This window comes from Micromonospora narathiwatensis (assembly GCF_900089605.1).
GTDB lineage: Bacteria > Actinomycetota > Actinomycetes > Mycobacteriales > Micromonosporaceae > Micromonospora > Micromonospora narathiwatensis.
The window spans coordinates 5,388,061-5,408,953 of record NZ_LT594324.1 but is presented as its reverse complement, the minus strand read 5'-3'; the positions used below and the strand labels follow the sequence as shown (position 1 = coordinate 5,408,953).

At 72.6% G+C, this 20,893-nt stretch carries 20 protein-coding genes and 1 pseudogene; 10 read left to right on the top strand and 11 right to left on the bottom strand.

Annotated elements, in window-relative coordinates; all coding sequences use genetic code 11:
- Positions 1-19: 19 nt before the first annotated feature.
- The 3 genes from GA0070621_RS23690 to GA0070621_RS23680 all read right to left on the bottom strand — a co-directional run bounded on the left by GA0070621_RS23690 (position 20) and on the right by GA0070621_RS23680 (position 5,374).
- Positions 20-598, bottom strand: coding sequence for a TetR/AcrR family transcriptional regulator (locus GA0070621_RS23690; protein ID WP_091199833.1), 579 nt, complete (start codon positions 596-598; stop codon positions 20-22).
- Positions 599-735: 137 nt separating this feature from the next.
- Positions 736-3,582, bottom strand: coding sequence for an aldehyde dehydrogenase family protein (locus tag GA0070621_RS23685; RefSeq protein WP_091199831.1), 2,847 nt, complete (start codon positions 3,580-3,582; stop codon positions 736-738).
- Positions 3,575-5,374 carry an HSP90 family protein gene (locus GA0070621_RS23680; protein ID WP_091199829.1) on the bottom strand — a complete coding sequence of 600 codons (1,800 nt, stop codon included), beginning with the start codon at positions 5,372-5,374 and terminating at the stop codon, positions 3,575-3,577. The genes GA0070621_RS23685 and GA0070621_RS23680 overlap by 8 nt, the downstream gene beginning before the upstream one ends.
- Positions 5,375-5,487: 113 nt before the next feature.
- Between GA0070621_RS23680 and GA0070621_RS23675 the strand changes: the two genes are divergently transcribed.
- Both GA0070621_RS23675 and GA0070621_RS23670 read left to right on the top strand, forming a co-directional pair.
- Positions 5,488-6,729 carry an MFS transporter gene (locus tag GA0070621_RS23675; protein ID WP_091199827.1) on the top strand — a complete coding sequence of 414 codons (1,242 nt, stop codon included), beginning with the start codon at positions 5,488-5,490 and terminating at the stop codon, positions 6,727-6,729.
- Between the two features lie 29 nt (positions 6,730-6,758).
- Complete coding sequence (locus GA0070621_RS23670) at positions 6,759-7,190, top strand: DUF7144 family membrane protein (protein WP_091199825.1); 432 nt, start codon at positions 6,759-6,761, stop codon at positions 7,188-7,190.
- Here GA0070621_RS23670 and GA0070621_RS23665 read toward each other — a convergent pair.
- The 4 genes from GA0070621_RS23665 to GA0070621_RS23650 all read right to left on the bottom strand — a co-directional run bounded on the left by GA0070621_RS23665 (position 7,162) and on the right by GA0070621_RS23650 (position 11,133).
- Entirely contained in the window at positions 7,162-8,841 is a 1,680-nt protein-coding gene (locus GA0070621_RS23665; protein WP_407940358.1) for an alpha/beta fold hydrolase, read from the bottom strand. The two genes, GA0070621_RS23670 and GA0070621_RS23665, sit on opposite strands and share 29 nt — an antisense overlap.
- A 58-nt stretch (positions 8,842-8,899) precedes the next feature.
- Positions 8,900-9,802: a sulfurtransferase gene (locus GA0070621_RS23660; protein WP_091199821.1), complete on the bottom strand. Its 903-nt coding sequence runs from the start codon at positions 9,800-9,802 to the stop codon at positions 8,900-8,902.
- A gap of 113 nt (positions 9,803-9,915) precedes the next feature.
- Positions 9,916-10,362: an imidazolonepropionase-like domain-containing protein gene (locus GA0070621_RS23655; RefSeq protein ID WP_091199818.1), complete on the bottom strand. Its 447-nt coding sequence runs from the start codon at positions 10,360-10,362 to the stop codon at positions 9,916-9,918.
- Positions 10,363-10,365: 3 nt separating this feature from the next.
- Positions 10,366-11,133, bottom strand: a complete 768-nt coding sequence (locus GA0070621_RS23650) for an SGNH/GDSL hydrolase family protein (RefSeq protein WP_091199814.1) — start codon at positions 11,131-11,133, stop codon at positions 10,366-10,368.
- A gap of 270 nt (positions 11,134-11,403) precedes the next feature.
- Between GA0070621_RS23650 and GA0070621_RS23645 the strand changes: the two genes are divergently transcribed.
- Together GA0070621_RS23645 and GA0070621_RS23640 are read left to right on the top strand one after the other, a co-directional pair.
- On the top strand, positions 11,404-12,945 hold the full coding sequence (locus GA0070621_RS23645) for a hypothetical protein (RefSeq protein WP_091199812.1): 1,542 nt from the start codon (positions 11,404-11,406) through the stop codon (positions 12,943-12,945).
- A 14-nt stretch (positions 12,946-12,959) separates the two neighbouring features.
- Positions 12,960-14,429 (top strand): PQQ-binding-like beta-propeller repeat protein, encoded by a 1,470-nt coding sequence (locus GA0070621_RS23640; protein ID WP_091199810.1) that lies wholly within the window; start codon positions 12,960-12,962, stop codon positions 14,427-14,429.
- Positions 14,430-14,492: 63 nt separating this feature from the next.
- Here the strand turns inward: GA0070621_RS23640 and GA0070621_RS23635 are convergent.
- The 3 genes and pseudogenes from GA0070621_RS23635 to GA0070621_RS23625 all read right to left on the bottom strand — a co-directional run.
- Positions 14,493-14,719 (bottom strand): annotated as a pseudogene (locus GA0070621_RS23635) (sigma factor); the annotation flags it as partial.
- An 88-nt stretch (positions 14,720-14,807) separates the two neighbouring features.
- Entirely contained in the window at positions 14,808-15,167 is a 360-nt protein-coding gene (locus tag GA0070621_RS23630; protein ID WP_167667237.1) for a hypothetical protein, read from the bottom strand.
- Complete coding sequence (locus GA0070621_RS23625) at positions 15,164-15,355, bottom strand: hypothetical protein (protein WP_091199805.1); 192 nt, start codon at positions 15,353-15,355, stop codon at positions 15,164-15,166. Before GA0070621_RS23625 ends, GA0070621_RS23630 begins: the two co-directional genes overlap by 4 nt.
- A gap of 222 nt (positions 15,356-15,577) precedes the next feature.
- Between GA0070621_RS23625 and GA0070621_RS23620 the strand changes: the two genes are divergently transcribed.
- A complete protein-coding gene (locus tag GA0070621_RS23620) occupies positions 15,578-16,381 on the top strand; it encodes a helix-turn-helix domain-containing protein (protein ID WP_091199801.1) in 804 nt (267 codons plus the stop codon).
- Positions 16,372-16,557 carry a DUF397 domain-containing protein gene (locus GA0070621_RS23615; RefSeq protein WP_091199799.1) on the top strand — a complete coding sequence of 62 codons (186 nt, stop codon included), beginning with the start codon at positions 16,372-16,374 and terminating at the stop codon, positions 16,555-16,557. Before GA0070621_RS23620 ends, GA0070621_RS23615 begins: the two co-directional genes overlap by 10 nt.
- A gap of 20 nt (positions 16,558-16,577) precedes the next feature.
- Here GA0070621_RS23615 and GA0070621_RS23610 read toward each other — a convergent pair whose 3' ends face one another.
- Positions 16,578-17,345 carry a class I SAM-dependent methyltransferase gene (locus GA0070621_RS23610; RefSeq protein ID WP_091199797.1) on the bottom strand — a complete coding sequence of 256 codons (768 nt, stop codon included), beginning with the start codon at positions 17,343-17,345 and terminating at the stop codon, positions 16,578-16,580.
- Between the two features lie 158 nt (positions 17,346-17,503).
- Between GA0070621_RS23610 and GA0070621_RS23605 the strand changes: the two genes are divergently transcribed.
- The 4 genes from GA0070621_RS23605 to GA0070621_RS23590 are packed head-to-tail and all read left to right on the top strand — an operon-like array spanning position 17,504 to position 20,846.
- Entirely contained in the window at positions 17,504-19,273 is a 1,770-nt protein-coding gene (locus GA0070621_RS23605; protein ID WP_091199795.1) for a proline--tRNA ligase, read from the top strand.
- 48 nt (positions 19,274-19,321) lie between these two features.
- Positions 19,322-19,741 carry a CBS domain-containing protein gene (locus GA0070621_RS23600; RefSeq protein ID WP_091199793.1) on the top strand — a complete coding sequence of 140 codons (420 nt, stop codon included), beginning with the start codon at positions 19,322-19,324 and terminating at the stop codon, positions 19,739-19,741.
- A 26-nt stretch (positions 19,742-19,767) separates the two neighbouring features.
- A complete protein-coding gene (locus tag GA0070621_RS23595) occupies positions 19,768-20,193 on the top strand; it encodes a SufE family protein (RefSeq protein WP_091199791.1) in 426 nt (141 codons plus the stop codon).
- Positions 20,194-20,213: 20 nt separating this feature from the next.
- Positions 20,214-20,846: a DsbA family oxidoreductase gene (locus GA0070621_RS23590; RefSeq protein WP_091199790.1), complete on the top strand. Its 633-nt coding sequence runs from the start codon at positions 20,214-20,216 to the stop codon at positions 20,844-20,846.
- Positions 20,847-20,893: the final 47 nt, after the last annotated feature.

The following is a 20,893-nucleotide window of genomic DNA, read 5'->3' as shown; positions in this document are numbered from 1 at the left end:
TGGGACGGATGCTAGGGAATCACGAGTCGGTCGGCGCAAGCAGGGCGGCGAGGGTGGCGCCGCGCAGTAGCGCGGCACGGCGGCGGCGGTCCACCTCGCCGCCGAGGAACGGGGTGGAGTTCATCAGGCCGAAGGCGGCGTGGGCGAGCACCCGCGCCTCGCCGTCCGGCAGGCCGGGGTGCAGCGCGGTCAGCACCGTCACCCACTCCTCGACGTACATCCGCTGGAGCCGGCGGATCCGGCGGCGCGGCTCGTCGGGAAGGCGGTCCAACTCGTGCAGGTGCAGGGCGATCACCGCCGGGTTGGCCAGCGCGAAGTCGACGTGGAAGTCGATCAGCGACTCCAACGTGCCGCGCGGGTCGTCCGGGTGGTTCGCCGACCGCTCCTGCCCACCGGCGAGCAGGCCCTCGCTGACCGGGATCAGCGCGGCGACCAGCATGGCCTCCTTGCCGGCGAAGTGGTGGTAGAGGGCCGGACCGGTCACCCCGGCGGCGGCGCCGATGTCGTCCATCGACACGCCGTGGTAGCCGCGAGCGGCGAAGAGGCCCACCGCGATCTCCAGGATCTCGTCCCGCCGGGACCGTCGACCCGTACCCATCGCTCCGTTCGCCGCACCTCGCGACCGCTGTCCCACCGTCACCCGGCCAGCCTAGACCTCGGGCGCGAAGTGGTGGAGATTCGGTTACCCGTCAGTTGCGGCACATCCGGCCGAAACAAGTCGGTCAACCGGATGAGTCAGTCATCCTCCTCGATGCCGTATTCGGCGCGGATCTTCGCCGCCTCGGCGGACCGGCCCAGATCGTCGAGGGAGCGGGCCAGCAGCCAGGCGGCCTGGGCCGCCGGGCGGGAGCCGGTCGGCAGACCGCCGAGCACCCGGCGCAGCAGGCGCTCCGCCTCGGCCGGCCGTTCGTCCCGCAGCAGCAGCTCACCGGTGAAGACCTCGACCTGGGCCGCCTCGCCGAACGCCTCGATCGACCGCAGCCGGTCCGGTACGCCGGCCACCCGCTCCAACGCGGCGGTCAGCCGCCCCTCGGCGGTCAGCACCCGAGCCACCGCGTCGGCGGCCATCGCCCGCTCGTACGTCACCACGGGCGGCTCGTCGGGATGGCCGGCGAGCGCAGCGGCGGCGGCGTCCACCACCTCGATCGCGGCGACCGCCGCCGGCAGGTCACCGGACCAGTTCAGGGCCAGCAACTCCCGCCGCCGGGCCCGCAGCTCGTCCAGCGGGTGCCCGGCCAGCCCGTACGCCGACGCCGCCGCCGCGAACCGCTGCGCGGCCAGGGCGTCCCGGTCCGCGTCGTAGAGGATCCCCCCGGCCTGCTCCAGCGCCTGCGCCCGGTGCGGGAGATTGTCCGGACCGTCGAGGTTGTCGGCGAGCTGGTCGAGCAGCGCGAGGGCCAGGTCGATCTCACCCAGCCCGTGGTAGATGTCGGCCAGCATGTGCCGGCACCGGTCGGCCTCGGCCTGCGCGCCGGCCCGGTCCAGTCCGAGCACCGCCTCCTCCGCCACCTCGGCGGCCTCGCCGAGCCGGCCGGCCAGCCGGTACGCCTCGGCCAACTCGCAGCGGAGCAGCGCGTCCCCCGGCAGCCCCTGCTCCACGCAGAGGGTGACCGCCTCGGCGAAGTCGTCCACCGCCTCGCCGGCCCGGTCGGCCACGAGCAGCGCCCGCCCCCGGTGGACCCGCACCGGCAGCCGCGCGCCCGGCGGGGCCACGGTCAGCGCCTCGTCGCAGGCGGCGACCGCCTCTCCCGGGTCGTCCACCGCCCGGGCGTACGCCAGGCAGGCGCTGGTGAGCATCTCGCTGTCGCCCAGCTCGCGGCTGAGCCGCCGGGCGTGCGCCGCCGCCTCCCGGAACTCCTCGGACCGCGCCAACTCCTCCAGCACGTGCATGCGGTGCAACGCCACCCGGCCCGCCAGCCACGGGTCGACATCTGCCTCGGCAGCCGCGCGGTCGAACGCCTCGAAGGCGTCCGCCCACCGCTCCCGGTACACGTACGCCAGGCCCAGCCGGTCCCACGCGGCGGCGCGTTCGCGCTGGTCACCGTGCTCGGTGAGGTGGTCGACGGACTCCCGGGCCAGGGCCAGCCCTTCCGACTCACCCTCCTCGCTCACGCAGAGCAGGGCACCGAGCCGACCGGCCACCACCTGCGCCCGGACCGGATCGGGCACCCCCCGCCAGGCCGCCAGGGCGGTCCGGTTCGCCTCGATCGCGGCGCTCGCGTCGTCACCGGCCCGCTCGTCGAACTCTCCGGCGCGCAGTTCCAGCCGCCAGGCCCGGGTGCCGGCCGGCAGCTCGGCGTCGCCGTACCGCTCGTCGTACGCCCGCAGCGCGGCGAGCAGCCCGTCCCGTCGATGGGTACGCCAGCATTCGTCGGCGAGCGCGAGCAGCTCGTCGGCCGTGGCCTGGGCCGGGACCGTCACCTCCGGCCGGGCGGCCAGGGTCTCCGCACCGGTACGCGGGGCGGGCAGCGGCCGGCGGCGCAGGCTGGCGGAGAGCGGCAGGTGCTCGCCGACCGGCCCGGCCGCGAGTCGCCGGGCGATCAGCTCGGACTGGTACGCGGTGCCGTTGCGCGCGTCGAAGCGGGCGGCCAGCGCGGTGGCCGTACCGGCCAACTCCTCGGCGAGCACGCCCACCGGCACGTCGGCGGCCGGCCGGTCCCCGAACGCCCGCCGGTGCACGGTCAGCTCGCCGGACACCTGCCGCAGGGCGGCCGAGGCGGCGGCCGCGAAACTCATGGCGGCACCCGGGCTGGGCGCCCGGTCCAGCCAGTCGAGGTGGCGTTCGACCAGCTCCAGCGCCCGGGCCTCGTTGCCGGTCACGGTGCAGAACTCGACGTGGTCGGCGATCTCCCACAGCTCGGAGAGGCGCCCGCGCAGCCGCCGGTACGCCTCCCGGTGCGCGTCGCGGGCGGCGTCGACCCGGCCGGTCTCCCGGTAGGGCGTGAGCAGCGCGGTGAGGATGGCCTGCGGCTGTTCGGCGCAGCTCAACCGGCCGGCGAGCACCGGCTCGGCCAGCGCCACCGCCTCCTGGTGCCGTCCCAGCCGAACCAGGTGCTTGACCTGGGCGGTCGGGTCGCAGCCGGCGCAGTCGGAGAGGGCGTCCCGGGGCGTGGTCAGCCAGCGCCGGTACCACTCCGCCGCCTCCTCCTCGGCGCCCACGTGGGCGGCGACCAGATGGCGGTGCTTGTACACGGCTTGGAGGGTGTGCCCGGACTCCCGGTAGCGCCGTTCCATGTCGTCGAGCACCGCGTACGCGCGGTCCAGCGGCAGCTCCGGGAACGCCAGCATGGCCGTGACCATGTGCTTGAAGAACCAGAGCAGCTCGTGCGTGTAGCGCTGGTGGTAGGGCTGCGGGTCACGGTCGTACTCGGCGAGGCACCAGGAGAAGGTGACGAAGGACTTGGCGGGCTCGCCGCCGAAGGTGTACGCGTTGGTGGCGCTGATCCGGACGGCGAAGGCCAGATGCCGGTCGTCACCGGCGTCGGCCCGCCGGAGCAGCTGCTCCACCGCGGCGATCTGCCCCGCGCCGAACGGCATGTTGTCGGCCTCGTGGAGCATCCGCCAGAGGTCGTCGTCACTCACGGCCCGACTCCTGTCCTGGTACGGCCCGGCCGAGCAGGCCGAGGAAGGAACTGTTCAGCAGGGCGGCGTCCGCCGCCCGGATCGGATGGTGCCCGAGCAGCAGGGCCTGCCCGTAGAGCGCCTCGACGGCGAGCCCGGCCAGCTCCGGGTCGGTCAGCGTGGTGACCCGGCGGACCAGCGGGTTGCGGTGGTTGAGCACCAGCTGCGGCCGGTCCGGCGGGGCGGAGGTGGCCAGCGCGTCGAGCACCCCGCCCCACAGCTCGTCGGCCTTGTCCCGGCTGGCGGCGAGCTGGTCGTGGAACGCGGCCGAGCGGCTGACCAGGTAGAGCGCCGGCAGCGAGACCGGGTCGTACGCCCGGACCACCACCTCACAGCCGAGCCGTTCCAGGGCCCGCTGCGCCCCGGTGAGGAACGGCCGCAGGGCCAGCTCGGTCTGCGGATCGAGGCTGTCGAAGCGGGTGGTGAGGTCGCTCGGCTCCAGCCGCTCGATGAGCACCGACCGGTCCACCGTGGGCAGCCGCTCGATCAGCTCGGTGTCGTACGTGTAGCCGCCGTTCACCACGGCCAGGTCCTGCGCCGCCGCGACGGCGGCGAGCTGGCGGAACTCGTCGAGGCTGGCGGCGTAGCGGATCAGGCCGTGCCGCTGGCGGAACTCGGCGAGGGTGAGGGTGCCGACGTTGGTGTCCATCGGCCACCACTGGTCGACCAGGCGCAGCATCTCGTCGTCGTGCACGGCGAGCGCCTTGACCCCGAGGTGGTGCACCTGGAGGAACTCGGCGAGCCGCCGGGGGTCGTGCTTGGCCAGCCGGACCAGCCAGCCGCGCAACTGGTCGCCGAGGGCGTCCCGGGTGGCGGCGAGCAGGGTGTCCTCGTAGAGCGCCTCCCGGCTGGCGGTCGGGCGCAGCTCGGTGGCGTCCACCACGCAGAGGGCGAAGAAGGCCCAGTCGGGCAGCAGCCCGTCGGCGTGCTCGGTGAGCAGCATCCGCTTGAGATAGACCCGGTGCCCGGAGCGGGCGGCCGGGTTCACCGGGGTGGGCAGGATGAAGGCGACCCCGGTCAGCCCCGCCTCGGGCACCGCCAGCGGCACCACGTCGAACGGGACGAAGCCGAGGACGTCCTGCGCGTAGGAGTGCAGGGCGGCCCGGTCGACCGGCGCGCCCGGAGTGGTCGGCCACGGCGGCGGGCCGGCGGTGGTCGGCCTGTCCCCGACCCGGACGTCCACCGGCAGCAGCGCGCCGTAGTTGCGGGCCAGCTCGGTCACCGTCGGCACGTCGAACCACTGGTCGGCGTCGCGCCGGGGCACCAGCGTCACGGTGGTGCCGGGCTCGCGCCGCGCCTGCCCGGGCCCGGCGACCTCGACCGCGTAGCGGCCGTCGGACCAGCCCGTCCAGAACACGGTGGGCTGGTCGGCGTGCCGGGTGACCACCCGGATCTCGTCGGCGACCAGGAAGCAGGAGAGCAGGCCGATGCCGAACTGGCCGAGGAACTCGTGCCGGGAGAAGCCCAGCTCGTCCCGCTTGGAGCTGCGCCCGATGGTGGCCAGCAGCTCGTGCACCTGCGCCTCGGTCAGGCCGATGCCGGTGTCGTGCACCCGCAGCGTGCCGTCGCCGGTCAGCTCCGGCGGCTCGATCCGGACCCGGGCCGGCGCGTCCGGCTCGGTCGCCCGGCGGGCGGTGATCGCGTCGACGGCGTTCTGGAGCAGCTCCCGGACGTAGACCCGTGGGCTGCCGTAGAGGTGATGACTGAGCAGGTCGACCACGCCTCGGAGGTCGACCTGGAAGGTGCGGTCCAATCGTGCTCCCCGGTCGGATTTCGGCGCTCACCGTACCGGCGATGTCCGACAGTGTCCGTCCCGTTTTCGGTCACTTGACCCTCGACCCGCTTCAGGGCCCAGGCTCCGGCGGCATGACCGCTCCCGTTCTCGGCCGCGATTTCCGGCTGCTCTGGGCCGCCGCCGTCTCCTCCCGGTTCGGCGACGCCCTGCGTACGCCAGCCCTGGCCCTGCTGGCCGCCACGCTCACCCGTGATCCCCGGGCCGTCGCCGCGGTGACCGTCGCCGGCCAGCTCCCGCCGCTGCTGCTCGGCCTGCTCGGCGGTGCGTACGCCGACCGGTGGGACCGCCGCCGAACCATGGCGGCGGTGGACGGGCTACGCGCCGGCGTGGTGGCCGCCCTGGCCGGGCTGGTCGCCACCGGCCGGGCCGGGGTAGCCGCGCTCGCGGTCGCCGCGTTCCTGCTCGCCGCCCTGGGTACGGTCTTCGACGCGGCCTCCTTCGCGATGCTCCCGGCGGTGGTCCCGTCGGCCGCGCTGCCCGCCGCCAACGGTCGCCTCCAGGCCGGCACGGCGGTCGCCGGCGGCTTCCTCGGCGCCCCGCTGGCCGGCCTCCTCTTCGCGATCTCGGCGGCCTTCCCCTTCACCCTCGACGCCCTCACCTTCGCCGCGGCGGCCCTTCTCGCCCTCGCGCTCCGCCCCAGCCCACGGCCCGCCGGTCACCACCGCGCCCCGAACCGGGGGAGCGTCTGGCGCGAGGCTTGGGCGGGGGTGCGCTGGCTACGGCGGGACCCGGTGCTGTGGCGGGTGACCGTGGCGACCACGGGATCGAACCTGGCCATCAGCGGGGTGATGGCCGTGCTGGTGCTGTACGCGCTCACGGTGCTGCGGGTGCCGCCGGCCGCGTACGGGCTGTTCGCGGCGGGGGCGGTGGTCGGTGGCCTGGCCGGGGCGCTCGGCGCGGGACGGCTGGCGGCCCGGTTCGGCACCCTGCCCGCGCTACGCGGGGTGCTGCTCGGGCAGACCGTGGCGTTGACCGGGTTCGCGCTGGCCCGGCACCCGCTGGCCGGGGGTGTCGCGTTGGCCTGCTTCGCGGCCGGCACGACGGTGTGGAACAGCCTCTGGTCGGCGTACGGCCAGCGGCACGTGCCACCGGAGTTGCTCGGCCGGGTCGGCGCGGCGCAGCGGGTGGTCGGGCTCGCCAGCGCGCCGGTCGGGGCGGCGCTGGCCGGGTTCGCCGGGGAGGCGTACGGGGTGGCGCCGGTGGGCTGGGCGGCGGCGGGAATCTTCGCCCTGGTCACCGGGGGTGCGTGGCGGGTGCTGCGCGGGACGGGTTCGCGCGCCGAGCGCCGGACGGAGCCGGCCGGTCGTCCCTAGGCTGGGAGGAACGGCGAAAGGGGGACGGGGTGACCCGGCACGACGAGGCGCACGTCAAGCACCGCCAGCGGATGCTCGCGGCCGTCCTGCTCGCCGGGATCGGCGTCTTCGACACCCTCGAGGGCCTGAGTGACGTGGACGACGACCCGTACGTGGTGGAGAACCCCGAAGGGCTCCTCCGCCTCGACATCACCGGTTGGACGTGGGCGCACGTGGTGAGCTCGATCCTGCTGGCAGTCGCCGGGCTCCTGCTCCTCACCGGCCGCCGCTGGTCGGTCCGGCTCGCCGCGCTGGCCGCGCTGGCCAGCCTCCTCATTCACCTGATCATGCTCCCGTTCGAGCCGGTCTGGTCCGCGATCGTGATCGGAATGATCGTGGCGGCGCTGCGACTGCTCTGGCTGTCCCGGCGGCCGCCCGCCCGGGCCGGCGAGGTCAGATCGGCTGACAGACTCTCCCGGTGAAGGCCGGGTCGGCCATCCGCTGACCCCGCCAGACCGGGTTGAGGCCCAGCGCCAGCGGTGGCGCCTGCCAGGCGGCCGAGGCCTCCTGCAACAGGGCGTAACCGCGCTCGGGCTGGCTGATCGGCTGTCCGCCGAGGAAGTTCAACAGATGCTCCTCGACCACCGGCCGGGCCAGCAGGCCACCGTGCACCGCCGGCATCTCGAAAACGGGCACACCGGCGTACTTGCCCGGCGGGGCCTCGGTGGCGGTGGTGGTCGGCAGGAACGCCACGATCCGCACACCGGCTACCGGACACATCAGGTCGTTGCGGTAGAAGGGTGCGTTGTCGAGGATCGACCGGACGAACGGCTCTTCCGGTCCGCTCCCGCTCATCGCGATGATGTCGGCGAGGCGGAAGAGGACCCGCAACTCCCAGCCGGCAACCACGCCCCAGCCCTGCGACACATCGGCCGGCGGGTAGTAGGACCGGCCCGCGTTGATCAGCGGGCTCTCCATCGCCAGAGCATTCACCGGCGAATGCGGCCGGTCGGCCAGATAGGTGCGGGCGATGAGCGCCCCTTCGCTCTGCCCGACCAGGGCGACCGGCCGGCCGGTACGCCGATGCAGCAGCTCCACCTGCTTGTCGAGCATCGCCACGCTGGACTCGATCGACCGGTAGGTGTCCCGGGAACCGAACGGCAACGGCCGGTTCTGCGAATCCAGTCCCCGATAGGAGAACCATTGCACGTTCGGGTCGACGGGCGGTTCCCCGTCGTACGCGCTGGAGTGTCCGGCTAGGAAGATCACCGCGTGCCCGACGTTGGACGGCAGCGGCCGATCCAGCAGCGCGATCGGCGGGGGCTTCGTCGACTTGCCGGGCAGGGCCGCCAGCACCGGCTGGAGAACGACCGGCACGACGAAGGCGAGAAAAATCGCCAGCGGCGCGACGGGTATCCGCGCCCAGTGGGCCGGTCGGCGCGGATCCAGGGCCGAGCCCACCGTGCGCTGCCAGAGCAGCCCGTTGATCAACCCGGCGACCGCCGCCACCGGGGCGGTCCACCACGCCGGGACGGTCCAGACCAGCGCCCCGCCGACGGTGAGCACCACGAAGTTCAGCAGGGACCAGCCGACCAGCTCGATCGAGGGCAACCCTCGCCACCAGGAATTCGACACGGCGGCGCGTTGCAGGAACGGCGCCAGCAGGAACAGCGGCAGCAGCGAGGCGACCAACAGCCAGGAGAGCGCGACCACGGAGGCGGCCACCGAGAGCGCGGCCCACGGGGACACCACCACGCTGACCACCACGGTCAGTGCCAGGTTGCGCCAGGCCAGCCGGCGGAAACGCGGGCGGGGCAGGTGCCGGGGCCAGGCCAGCATGACGAGCGCGGTGGTGTAGAGCGCCCGGAGCACGATCAGCGCCACCAGGCCGAGGAAGAAGGTCAGCCAGGAGTCGTGGTAGACCATCAGCCAACGCAGGTCGTGATAGTTGTCGTACGGCCAGACGGCGGAGAACTGGGGGGCCAGCCCTTCGGCGGCCCGGAAGCCGTAACCGGCCAGAATGGCGCCTTCGAGAGCCGGCGGGAAAGCGGCCAGCACGAGCAGCCCGACGAACCGGTTGTGCAGGAGATCCACGCCCCCTCCCTCGGCTGATCCGACGACCGCTCTGCCCAGCCTGCCCTGTCGGACCCCGGGCGCAGGGCGCAACGCCGGATCACCCCCCGGTCGAGGTTCAGCCGGCGAGGCCGCCCGGCTGGTCGCCCTGCACGACGGGAGCGCGGACCAGGTTGCCCCACTCCGTCCACGAGCCGTCGTAGTTGCGTACCTGCGGATAGCCGAGCAGGTGGTGCAGCACGAACCAGGTGTGGCTGGACCGCTCGCCGATCCGGCAGTACGCCACCACGTCGTCGGACGGGCTCAGGCCGAGCTGGTCGGCGTAGATGGCGCGCAGCTCGCCGGCCGACCTGAAGGTGCCGTCGTCGTTCGCGGCGGACTTCCACGGCTTGCTCACCGCGCCGGGGATGTGCCCGCCGCGCAGCGCCCCCTCCTGCGGGTAGTCCGGCATGTGCAGCATCTCGCCGGTGTACTCGCCGGGAGAGCGGACGTCGACCAGCGGCCGGCCGGCGGCGATGTGCGCCATCACCTGCTCCCGGTACGCCCGGATCGGCGCGTCGTTCCGCACCGGCACCGGGTACTCGGCGCGGGGCCGGGTGACCTTCTCCCGGGTCAGCTCCCGCCCCTCGGCGATCCACTTCTGCCGGCCGCCGTCGAGCAGCCGGACGTCCGGGTGGCCGAAGAGGGAGAAGACCCAGAGCGCGTACGCGGCCCACCAGTTGAAGTTGTCGCCGTAGAAGACCACCGTGTCGTCCCGCCCGATGCCCTTGGCGGCGCACAGCTCGGCGAAGCTCTTCGCGTCCAGGTAGTCCCGGGTCACCTGGTCGTTCAGCTCGGTGTGCCAGTCGACCTTGACGGCGCCGGGGAGGTGGCCGGTGTCGTAGAGGAGCACGTCCTCGTCGGACTCGACCACCACGAGGCCCTCGTCGCCCAGGTGCTCGGCCAGCCAGTCGGTGGTGACCAGGCGCTGCGGATCGGCGTACGACTGGAGGTGGGGATTCGGATCGCTCGGCACAGGCATGAGCCCCAAGCTACGCCCGTTCCGGGCCGGTCGCCGGTGTGCCGGAAATCGGGTCCAGCGGATGCGGCGGTGGACGCCCGCGACCCGGGGCCGGGTCGTCGTGGCACCGGCGGTCAGGCCCGCCGGTGCACCAGCCGGCCGGCCACCACCGTCGCCAGACAGGTGCCGTCGTCGGCGAAGACGGCCAGGTCCGCGCGGCCGGCCTCGACCAACGCCGGCGGCCGGAAGGCGCCGAGCACCACGACGTCGTTACGGGTGGCCGCCGCGCGCAGGCCCGGCTCGGTCACGTGCGCGGCGAGCACCGCGGCGACGCCGAGCCGAAAGAGGGCGTGCACCCGCTCGCGCGGGGTCGGCGCGGGCGGCAGCGGCCCGTCGTGCACCAGCGCCGGCCCGAGGGTGCCGGCCCACCGCCGCACCCGCACCCCGGGGTACGCCTCCGTCAGCTCGTCCAGCGGGCCGACCGCGCCGATCCGGTCGCCGTCGACCAGGACGGCCTGCCCGGCGGCCGGCTCGGCGTCGAGGGTGAGCCGCAGCAGCGCGGCGGCGTGGACGGTGCGCACCGGTCAGTCGGTGATCGGCCCGAGCACCGGCCGTTTGGCGGTGACGAGGTCGCCGGAGGAGCGGCCGGTCAGCCGCCGCTTGACCCACGGGGCCAGGTGCTGCCCGGCCCAGCGCAGGTCCGCGGCGCGGGCCGCCAGCCACGGGGTCGGCGCGGGGTGCGGCGGCACCAGCAGCCACTCCTCGTCGCAGCCCACCCCGAGCGCGGTGAGCACCTGCCCGGCCACCCGCCGGTGCCCGGCCGCCGACATGTGCAGCCGGTCGGTGCTCCACAGCATCGGGTTCAGGTAGGCGTCGTCGGCGTACAGGTCGACGAGGATCGCGCCGTGGCGCTCGGCGACCTCGCCGACCGCCCGGTTGAGCAGGTTCACCCGGGGCGCGACGAGCCGCTGCCCGGGGAGCCGGGCCATCACGTCGGCGAACCGGAAGAGGATCACGTCGGCGCCGCTGCCGCGCAGGTCGCCGATCACCGCGTCGAACCGGGGGACGAAGGAGTCGGCGTCGAACGTACGGCGCAGCACGTCGTTGCCGCCGGCCGCGAAGCTGATCAGGTCAGGCTTCATGGCCAGGGCGGCCGGCACCTGCTGGGCGACGACGTTCGGGAACAGCCGGCCCCGGATGGCCAGGTTGGCGTACCCGAAGTCGGGGCCGGCCTCGGCGGCGAGCCGGGTCGCCACCAGATCCGCCCAACCGCGGAACGTGCCGTCCGGATAGGCGTCGTTCATGCCCTCGGTGAAGCTGTCACCCACCGCCACGAAGCTGCGCCAGCGCACCGCGCCTCCCTCTGACGTCCCGGCAGAGCTGTGTCGGTCAGTCTGTCACCGCCCGGCTCCCCGCCGCCGTACCCCTCGGTCAAGACGTGGCGGAGGTCATCGACGACGACCGTGACGGATCTGACACCGAGCCAGGCGGACAAAAGGCGCCCTCGGCCGGTTCGGGGCAGATTCCATCACCCGGACGTTGGATGATGTTGCCCGTCATCCGGTCGGGGCGAGGCCGTTCGCCGCTGCCGGCTGGGCACCGACGGCGCAGACGAGGAACACATGACCCAGGGACACCCCTCCGCGTTCCCGGCCCCCGGTCAGCCGCACGTACCGGGGCGACAACCGCCAACGAACGCGTACCCGGCCGGGCCGCCCGGGCCGTATCCGGGTGGGCCGGGGCAGCCGGGCTTCGGGCCGTACCCGCAGCAGCCGCCGCCACCGACCGGGCCGAAGTCGCGGCGCGGCCTGTGGATCGGCGTCGGCGCGGGTGTGCTGGCGCTGACCCTCTGCGCCGGCACGGCGGTCGGCGTGATCGTCGGGCTGCGCGACCGGGGCGCGGACGACGCGGCCCCGAAGGCCGCCGCGGCCGGCGCGAACGGGGTCACCGTCACCCAGCAGGAGCTGGACGACCTGCTCGGAAGGCACAGCAAGGCCCTGACCGACAAGGACCTCACCGCCTACCTCGCCCCCTTCGACCCGACCAGCAAGGAGTTGGTCGCCAGTCAGACCAACCTCTTCAAGAACCTGGGCAAGCTGCCGCTGTCGGTCAGCGAGTACCGGACCGTCGCGCAGCAGGGGCGGACCAGCGACAGCTTCGGCCGCGGGGTGACCTTCCAGCTCGACGTCTCCTTCGTCCACCAGTTCGACGGGTACGACCTCACTCCGGTCGCCGAGTGGTACCGCTGGACGGTCGTCCGGGAGAGCAGGGACGCGCCGATCAAGGTGACCGCGGTGACCGGGGCACCGGCCGCGCTCGGCAGCTCGAAGACGGTCTACCACCCCGGCCCGTGGGACAAGTGGCGCGACATCCACGTGGAGCGGACCGCGCACACCCTGGTCATCACGGACGCCAGGATGGCCACCGAGGCGAAGCGGTACGCGCCGGTCGCCGAGGCGGCCGTACGGGACGACTTCGCCGCGTGGCAGGCCGGCGGGGTCACCGGCAACACCCCGAAGGGCTTCGTCATCAGCCTGGTCAAGGGAAAGAAGGACCTCGGCTCGCTCTATCGGATCAACAAGGAGAAGACCACCGAGTCGGGCGTCTCGATCGGCATGGTCTCGACCGAGGCCAAGCAGAAGAACATCGACATCGGCGGCAGCCGGATCGTGATCGACGTGGCGGACCGGTCGTTCTTCGCGCCGGGCGACAAGCGGGGTCCCCGCGAGATCTTCCGGCACGAGTTGGCCCACTCTCTGGTCGCCACCCTCCAGGACGCCGACAATCTGGACCTCTTCGACGGCATCGAGAACTGGATCGTCGAGGGCTTCGCCGAATACATGTCCCACCGGGGTGAGCCGCTCAGCGCCAGCCGCCGGACCGCGCAGGCCCGCACGCTCGTCCGCTCCGGCGGCTGGAACGGCCAACTGCCGAGCAACTTCGACTGGGCGGTTCCGGAGAACCACGTCAGCTTCCACTACTGGCTCGGGCACGTCGCGATGAACTACCTCGCGGAAAAGCACGGCGAGCCGAAACTCTTCCGGTTCGTGGCCGCTCGCTACCAGGGCGCCACCGCCGAACGGGCGTGCCAGGAGGTGCTCGGCGTCCCGCTGACGGAGTTCCAGGCGGGCTGGTCGGCGTACGTGCGGGGCCAGGCGAGCTGAGCGGAGAGAAGACGATGACGAATCCTCTGGGTCCCCAGCCGCAGCAGCCCGCAACGCCGGGCGGCTGGCCGCCCGTACCGCAGCACCCCTGGTCGCAGCAGCCGGCCGCGTACCCGGTGAACGGCTGGCCCGGGGCGGGCGGCACCCCGCCGACGGCGCCCAAGCGGCGGGGACGCCTCGCGTTGCTGGTCGCGGGCGGTCTGGTCGCCGTGCTGCTGGTCGGCGGCGGCACCGCCTGGGGGGTGGCCCGGCTGGTCGGCGGGTGGTCCGGCGGCGGTGACGGCGACGCGCTGAAGACCGCCTGGACGCTCGACTTCCCCGCGCACGAGAGAACCGGGCTCACCACCTACGACAAGCAGGACATGTTCGGCGCCTGGCTGGCCGGCGACACGGTGGTCCGGGCCCAGGCGGACGGTCTGCTCGCCTATCAGCTCGCCGACGGCGCACAGGCGTGGGGCGTCCCGGCGCCGGACGGCACCTCGCTCTGCGTCGCCGCCCAGGCGGTGACGGACGGCCGCGGGGCGGTCGCGGTCGGCTCCGACAACTCCTGCAACACCGTCGCCGGCTTCGACCTGAACAGCGGCAAGCTGACCTGGACTGCCAGGTTCCCGGGACCGGTACGGGAGGGGCGCGGCCCGCTGCGGGCCCCGGACCTGTCGGTCGCCGGCCAGCAGGTGATCGTCCGTTCCGAGGACACCCTGATCGGGCTCTCCCTCGCCGACGGCAAGCAGCTCTGGCGGGCCACGCCGCAGAAGCTGCTGCCGGGCCGGGACTGCCGGTTCCGGGACGTACGGGCCGCCGGCGAACAGGTGGTGGTCACCTACCGCTGCCCGAGCGGGGGTGAGGTGGACGCCCTGGACCCGGCCACCGGTAAGGCGCGCTGGCGGCAGCGGCTGCCCGAGGCGAAGCTCACCGACGGCGTGCTGAGCGTGCAGCCGCTGGTCAGCCTGCCGGGGCTCGGGCACGACGCGTACGCCGTCCGGGACCCGCGAACCGGCAAGGAGTTGGCCACCTTCGGCAATACGATCGACGGCACCGAACTGTGGACCATCCCGCCCAACCGGTCCAACTCGATCGAGGGCCCGGCCGTCTACCGGTACGCCGGTGACGACGACACCCTCTACCTGCCCACCTTCCCGAAGAACGTGCCGAACAAAATGCGGCAGGCCAACCAGATCGTCGCGATCGACCTGGCCACCGGCAGGCGTCGCTGGGTCTCCTCGGGCCACACCGACAGCCAGGTCCAGTTGATCCGCCGCGACGAGCAGGGCGTACTCGCCTGGGAGTCGGGCGACCGGCGCGACCTTCCGCCGCGCCTGGTCCGCATCGACCCGGCCACCGGCAAGGTCAGCGTGGTGGCGGAAGGGCCGCTCTCGGCCGGCTTCGAGGGCGAGGGCGCCCAGGTCATCGAGCGGGACGGGGTCGTGGTGATCGCGCCCTGGAAACACGTGGCGGCCAAGGCGGCGATCACCGTGCTGCGCTGACCGCAACAGCCACTTGACGGGGGCGGACCAGCGGTCCTCGAAGAACCGCAGGACCAGCAGGGCCCGCCGTCGCCACCAGGAGACCTGTAGGTGGTACATGGTCTTGCGGGTGTACGCCTCGGCGTTGCCGCTGTCGTGCAGCCGGCCCCACGACCGGTGGGTCCGGGCCAGGGCGGACTGGACGAGGTCCTCGGCCAAATGCTGGTCGCCGGTCAGCAGGTAGGCCGAGCGCAGCAGTGCGGGGTACGAGTTCGCACGAACACGTCGAACTCACTCAGGAGAGTGTCCACACGAGCCGATCCTTCGGGTTGAGGTGGAGGTGCATCGTGATGCCTCCCCAGACGTCACCCTGCCTCCCGACGGTTGCCGTCGGGTTCGTCAATTCTCGGCGGGCGGCGCGACGATGCCCCTGCGGTACGGGCCCCAGGCAACGAAGCGTTCGAAGAGGTCGCGGGGAGTCGGACCGTCGTGCGGGTTGAGGCGGAACAGGTCGTGGGTAGCCTCGTGATAGAGCCCGGACAGATAGATGGCCAGGTCGATCGGGTTGCTGTCGTACTCGACGCGGAGCAACAGCCGGGCCTCGGCGCAGGGCCACGGCCGCCCGCACGCCCGGCACATCCACAGCGGCCGGATCGGCAGGTGCGGTGGTTGGCCGGGCGGGTAGGCGCGCGGCCGGTCGGGGTACGGCCCGAGGCGCGGTATCGGGAACCTGACGATGTGTTGCTCGTGGCCGGTCACCAGCGACCGCCGTTGGCACGCCATTCCTGTGCCGGGGTCAGCTGGCCGGGGCTGCCCGGTCGCATGGTCGGGATGACCCGGGTCGGCTCGCGCATCCAGCCCGGCAGGTTCTCCCCCTTCATCCGGCGGGGTAGCGGCGGCGGCGGCACGGCGGTGCGGCAGCGAAACCAGCGGATCGCGTTACGCATCAGGTCTCCTCTCATCTGTACGGGTCGGGGCCGCCCCGGCACCTGGGGGAGGTTCGGGGGCGGCCCCGTGGCGGGCCGGACGGAAGGGGCCCGCTACGTGACAGTCTGCTGAGGACAGAACTACTCTCGGAAGGCATCGAAGCCGGTCCGGGCGGGGTCCGGTCGACCGTTGCGAGGAAACGACGGGTGCCGGGCAGACGGCCGGGAGATCGTGGAGGACGCGTGGAAGACGAGCCGACCGCCGAGCTGATCCGGTCGCAACTACGGCGGCTGCGGATGAAGGCCGGGCTGAGCCAGGAGGAGTTCGGGAAACTGGTCCACTTCTCGGGCTCGCAGGTGTCCGCCATCGAGCTGGGGCAGCGGCCGTTCGACCGGTTCTTCCTCAAGCGGACCGACGAGGTGCTGGACACGGGCGGCCTGTTGACGTCGCTGCTCAGGATGGCCGAGCGCGACGGCCAGCCAAGCTGGCTCCAGTCGTGGCTGGACTCCGAGCGGCAGGCCCAACAGTTGCGCTGCTACCAGCCTTCCCTCATTCACGGCCTGCTACAGACGGAAAACTACGCCCGCTCGGTGATCCGCACTGACGACATGATCAGTGAGGACGAGGTGGAAAGGCGCGTGGCGGACCGAATGGAACGACAGTCACTTCTCTTCAGTCCTGATCCACCGAAGTATGTCGCGGTGATCGAGGAGGTCGTTCTCCGACGAGCCGACGAAAACTTCCGCGGCCTAATGGCGGAGCAGATCGCGCATCTGATCGAGTGCGCTCAGCGCCCCCACATTCACGTCCACATCGTTCCCGTCACCGTTGCCTTACACGTCGGGCTGGTCGGCCCCTTCTCGCTGGCCAGGGGTCGCGACGGCGGCTGGGTCGGTCACCTGGAGACCCAGCTCGGCGGCGAGGTGGTCGACAAAGATGAGGATATGGCTATCCTGCTGGCGAGGTGGGAGAGCGTCCGCAGCGAGGCATTGTCTCGCCAGCAGTCGATCGAGCTGATGAAGGAAGTGATCACGTCATGGAGCTGACCGGCGCCACCTGGCGCAAGTCCACCCGCAGCGGCACCCAGGGCGACTGCGTCGAGGTGGCCGACAACCTGCCCGGCGTGGTCGGCGTACGCGACAGCAAGGACCCGACCGGCCCGGTGCTCACCTTCGAGCCCCGGACCTGGCACGCCTTCGTCGACTTCGCCAAGCGGCACTGATTCGACGGCATCCCGATCGGTCAGCGCGTGGCCGTGATCAGCACGCTGTGCTTGCGTACCCGGAAACCGCCCTCGGCGTCGATCCGGGCCTGGACGATGTCGCGGGCGGCTGACTGCTGTTCGGGAGTGAGTGGCTCCTCGGCCATGCTGGCGAGATAGGCGAGGATCGGCTCGGCCGTGGGGATGTCGAGGTCACACGGGTAGCGCTCGACGGTGACGCCGGTGAAGTGGTCGGCCAACCACCCCGGCACCGTCTCGGCGGTGGAGTTGGTCTGGTTGAAACCGAGCGCCAGGTCGGACCGGCCGACGGCCGAGCCGATCGCCATGAGTTCCGCGAGGTGGTCGCTGCCGTTGACGGCGACGGCGAGCCGGCCGCCGGGGCGGAGCACCCGGGCGAACTCGCCCAGCGCGGCGACCGGATCGTCCAGGTGGTAGAGCATGTGGTTGGCGATGACGGTGTCGAAGCTCGCCTCGGAGAACGGCAGGTCGGCGGCATCGCACTGGTGGACACGGGCACCGGGGATGGTCCGCAGTCGCTCGCACATGGCGGGCGACAAGTCGGCCAGGGTCAGCCGGAGCCCCCGGCCGAGGTGGTCGACGTGGGTCCACAGCTTGCCGGTGCCGGCACCGACTTCGAGCACGTCCCCGGCCAGCGGCAGCCGTTCGTCGAGCCAGTCGAACCAGCTCTGCGGGTTCGTGCCGTAGTCGTGCAGCGCGATCCTGGCGGTGAGGTTGCCGGTCGTCGCCGCGTACTGGCTGGTGGCCTGTGCTGATGGAGTCATTGACATGGCCGGATAGTGCCGTACTTGGCTGATCCACTCCAGGTACGCGACCTGGCGGCATCCACGTCGGTCGGATACCGCAATGTGGGCGACGTGGAGTCGATCAAGCACGACTCGGGGCGAATTGGATCGCCGGGCCGATCGGCCCGCCGTAGGCTGCGGCAATGCTGCTGCGCATGTCGACCCTGCTGCTCCGGACCCTGCGCGAGGACCCGGCCGACGCCGAGGTGCCGAGCCACCGGCTCCTGCTCCGCGCCGGCTACGTCCGCCGCGCCGCCCCGGGCGGGTACACCTGGCTGCCGCTGGGCAAGCTGGTGCTGGACCGGGTCACCGAGATCGTCCGGTCGGAGATGGCGGCGATCGGCGACCAGGAGGTGCACTTCCCGGCGCTGCTGCCGGCCGAGCCCTACCGGACCAGCGGGCGGTGGACGGAGTACGGCGACGACATCTTCACCCTGGCCGACCGGAAGGGCGCCGAGCACCTACTCGCCCCGACCCATGAGGAGATGGCCGCGCTGCTGGTGAAGGACCTCTTCACGTCGTACCGGGACTTCCCGGTGACGCTGTTCCAGATCCAGACGAAGTTCCGGGACGAGGCCCGGCCCCGGGCCGGCGTGCTGCGCGGACGCGAGTTCCTGATGAAGGACGCGTACTCGTTCGACCTGGACGAGGCGGGGCTGCAAAAGGCCTACGACCGGCACCGCAACGCCTACACGAAGATCTTCGAAAAGCTCGGGCTGGACTTCACGGTGGTGCACGCGATGTCCGGGGCGATGGGCGGCTCGGCGTCGGAAGAGTTCCTGGCCGCGACCCCGGTCGGCGAGGACACCTTCGTCGGCTGCACCGAATGCGACTACGCGGCCAACACCGAGGCGGTGGTGACCCGCGCCCCGGCCGCCGGTGACCCGGCCGCGCACCCCGTGCTGGAGGTGCACGACACCCCGGAGACGCCGACCATCGCCTCGCTGGTCGAGCTGGCGAACGCCCGCGCCCTCGGCGACCGGACCGACTGGGCCGCGGCCGACACGCTGAAGAACGTCGTGCTGACCGTACGCCGGCCCGGCGCGGAGACCGGCGAGCTGCTGGTGATCGGCCTGCCGGGCGACCGCGAGGTGGACCTCAAGCGGGTGGGTGCCGCGGTGCATCCGGCCACGGTGGCCGTCTTCGAGGACTGGGCGGCCCACCCCGAGTTGGTCCGTGGTTACCTCGGGCCGCAGATCCTCGCCAAGCACGGCATCCGCTACCTGGTCGACCCGCGGGTGGTCACCGGCACCGCCTGGCTGACCGGCGCGAACGAGCCGGGCCGGCACGCGGTCGACGTGGTCTGCGGGCGGGACTTCACCCCGGACGGCACGATCGAGGCCGCCGAGGTGCGCCCCGGCGACCCCTGCCCCGGCTGCGCGACCGGCGAGCTGACCATGCGGCGGGGCATCGAGGTGGGGCACATCTTCCAGCTCGGCCGCCGGTTCACCGACGCCTTCGCGGTCGACGTACTCGGGCCGGAGGGCAAGCCGGTCCGGCCCACCATGGGCTGCTACGGCATCGGGGTGTCCCGGGCGGTCGCGGCCGTCGCCGAGCAGCACCACGACGACCGGGGGCTGATCTGGCCGGCGGCGGTCGCGCCGTGCGACGTACATCTGGTGGCCGCCGGAAAGGGGCCGCAGCTCGACGCGGCGCTGGACCTCGGCGGACGACTCTCCGCCGCCGGCCTGCGGGTGCTGGTCGACGACCGCACGCACGTCTCGGCGGGGGTGAAGTTCACCGACGCCGAGCTGGTCGGCATCCCGCGCGCCGTCGTGGTCGGCCGCCGTCTCGCCGAGGGGTACGTCGAGCTGCGCGACCGGGCCTCCGGCGAGCGGGTCGAGCTGCCAGTGGAGGGCCTGGTCGAGCGCCTGCTCGACGAGGTACGCGGAGCACGCCGGGACCGGGTGTAGCGGACACGTCACGGGGTACCGCTGTCGGATCGACCGAGGAGGGCTCTCATGTACCGGGTCAGCGACGTGATGACGAAGCAGGTGGTCTACCTGCCGGCGGAGACCGTCCTGGAGGATGCGGCCAGGGTGATGAAGGAGTCCGACATCGGCGACGTGGTGGTCACCGACGGGGCGACGCTCGCCGGCATGCTGACCGACCGCGACATCGTCGTCCGGGCGGTGGCCGAGCGGGCCGATCCGGTGACCACCACGATCGGCTCGATCATCACCCGTGAGGTGGTGATGATCGAGCAGCACGCCACCGCGAGCGAGGCGGCCACGCTGATGCGGGCACGCAACATCCGGCGGGTGCTGGTCTGCGACGGCGAACGCAAGCTGGTCGGCATCGTCTCCCTCGGCGACCTGGCCATGCACCTCGACCCCCACTCCGCGCTCAGCAACATCAGCGAAGCCGCCCCGAACATGTGACCGGAGGGCACGGCTAGCCTCAGGGAATGCCCGAGATGCCGAGCAAGCTGGCCGAGATCGTCGACGAGTTCGCGGGTGCGCCCCGCGACGTGGTGCTGGAGATGCTTCTCGAGTACGCCGACGTCGTCCCGCCCCTGCCGGCTGGCGTGGATCGGTCGGAGCTGGAGCAGGTCCCCGAATGCCAGACCGCCTTCTTCCTGCGTGCCGAGGTCGGTCCGGACCGTACGGTGACCACGGTCTTCGACTGCCCGCCGGAGGCGCCGACCACGCGCGCCTTCGCCGGCATCCTCGCCGAGGGGCTGGCCGGGGCGAGCGCCGAGGAGGTGCTGGCCGTCCCGGACGACCTCTATCAGCGGATGGGGCTGGCCCAGGCGATCAGCCCGTTGCGGGTACGCGGCGGCAACGCGATCCTGGCCCGGCTCAAACGCCAGGTCCGGGAACAGATCTCCTGATCGACGGGTTGTCTCCGATCATGGAGATCGAGATCTACGCCGACGTCGTCTGCCCCTGGTGCTGGATCGGCAAGCGCCGGCTGGAGCGGGCGCTGGAGTCGTACGACGGCGAGGTGACCGTCCGGTTCCGGCCGTTCCAGCTCGACCCGACGCCGGTGGCCGAGCCGAAGCCGCTGGTCGAGGCGTTGGCCGCGAAGTTCGGCGGCCGGGAGCGGGCCGAGGGGATGTTCGCCCACGTCACCCAGGTCGCCGCGGGTGTCGGCCTCGACCTGCGCTTCGACCGCTCGGTGCAGGCCAACACCTTCGAGGCGCACCGGCTGATCCGGTACGCCGCCGAGCGGGGCCGGGCCGCCGAGCTGGTCGAGGCGCTCTACCGGGCGCACTTCCACGACGGGGTGAACGTCGGGTCGACTGACGCGCTGGTCAAGCTGGCCGCCGAGGTCGGCCTGGACGAGACGGAGACCCGGGATTACCTGGAGTCGAACCTGGGCCGGCGCGAGGTGGCCGCCGACCTGGCCAACGCGCACCAGATCGGCGTCTCCAGCGTGCCGACCTTCGTGCTGGCCGGCAAGTACGCCGTCACCGGCGCCCAGGAGCCGGAGACCCTGCTCGCCGCCCTGCGCGAGGTCGAGGAACGCGAGTCGGCCGAGTGATGATCATCGATTTTGTTTCACGTGAAACAAGATCGATGACTGTCGTT